This window comes from Streptomyces sp. UH6 (genome assembly GCF_013421635.1).
GTDB lineage: Bacteria > Actinomycetota > Actinomycetes > Streptomycetales > Streptomycetaceae > Streptomyces > Streptomyces abyssomicinicus.
In genome coordinates this window covers 1-1,331 of sequence record NZ_JACADT010001272.1, presented here as the reverse complement: position 1 = coordinate 1,331, position 1,331 = coordinate 1, and the positions used below count along the sequence as shown (strand labels likewise).

General features: G+C 74.8%; 2 protein-coding genes. One reads left to right on the top strand and one right to left on the bottom strand.

The annotated features are described in order from the left end of the window. Nucleotides 1-660 (bottom strand): hypothetical protein (locus HW445_RS31195; protein ID WP_180224138.1); only part of this gene is annotated, 660 nt, incomplete at its 3' end. Between the two features lie 202 nt (nucleotides 661-862). On the opposite strand from HW445_RS31195, the gene HW445_RS31190 reads away from it, so the two are divergent. Beyond that, a partial coding sequence (locus HW445_RS31190) for a helix-turn-helix transcriptional regulator (protein ID WP_180224139.1) occupies nucleotides 863-1,331 on the top strand: 469 nt, incomplete at its 3' end.

The window sequence follows — 1,331 nt, the reverse complement described above, 5'->3', positions numbered from 1 at the left end:
GGTGACGGAGTGCACCAGCGACAGGTGGCCGCGGCCGCGCGGAGAACGCTCGGGTGCGTCCGCGGCGGGCCCGGGCTCCGGATCGGGTCCGGGGAGCACCAGCGTCATCCGCTCGTAGCCCAGTTCCGCGAACGCGGCGGGCGCCTCCACCACGAGGCGGCACTCCCGCACTCCCCGCCCCGCGCCCGGGCGCACCAACTGCCGTACGGAGCCGTCGTGTTCACGCGCCGCGCGCTCCCCCACGGTGCGCACCCAGTGCGGGAGCCCCTGCCGGTAGGCGGCCTCCATGAGCGGGTCCTCGGCGATCTCGCGCCGCACCGCCTGAAGGACCGGGTCGTCCCCGTACCGTTCGCTGAGGTGGGCGAACCGGGCGAGAGCCGGCAGGCACCACCGGACCTCCCGGTCGGCGAGCACCTGGCCGGCGTCGGGGTGGAAGAGGACGAAGCGCAGGAAGTTGTCGCCCGGCATGGCGGTGGGGTGCGGCCCGACGGAGCGGAACAGCTCGGTGAACGCCGTGTTGGCGACCACCACGTCCCAGGCGCGGTCGAGCAGCACCGACGGGAAGGACACACTCTCCAGCAACGCCGTGTAGTCCCTCAGATAGGCCTCTTCGGGCCCCGGCCGCGGTTGCGGGCGCCGGCCCCCTGCCCGAGCTGTCATCGGGAGGTCCCCCTCTCGGCCCCGTCGGCGGCCCTGATCCTCCCGGTCGGGCACCACGCGTGTCAACCATTGTGGCATTTCAGGGGTGTTGGCGGCCGGATCCGGCCACAGTTGTGGCGGGACCTGGAGGGTCGTCCGGGTGACCGCTAGTCTCACCGCGTCCGGACGGACGCGACGCGGGAGAGCTGCGGTGGCGGGTGACATGGAGGACCGGGGGGCCGGTGAGGCCGCCCCGCTACGGGCGGTGACCGCCCGGGTCTGCTCGCTGGCCGACCGCCTCGGCGTCTCCCGTGCCGAGGTGTTCGACGTGGCGCGCCTGTCGGCGGCCTCCGGTGTCCCCGAGGGCGTGGTGAAGGCCCTGCTGAACGGCCGGCCGGGCGGGGAACGCGACGTGCAGACCCGCTTCCTGCAGCGGCTCGACCTGCTGCGCCGCACCCGGCTCCGGCCGGACGGCCGCCGCTACACCCAGCGGGAGATCGCCGACGGTGCGGGCATGTCCCGCCAGCAGGCCGGTGCGCTGCTCAACGGCGACCGGCGGCCCACCATGGAGCACTGTGACGCGTTGCAGCGGTTCTTCGGCGTCCACGCCGGCTTCCTGACCGCGGAGGACCCGGAGGCGCTGGTCGGCGCGCTCCAGCGGACCGAGCGGGAGCTGCTGCGCCGGCTGGCCG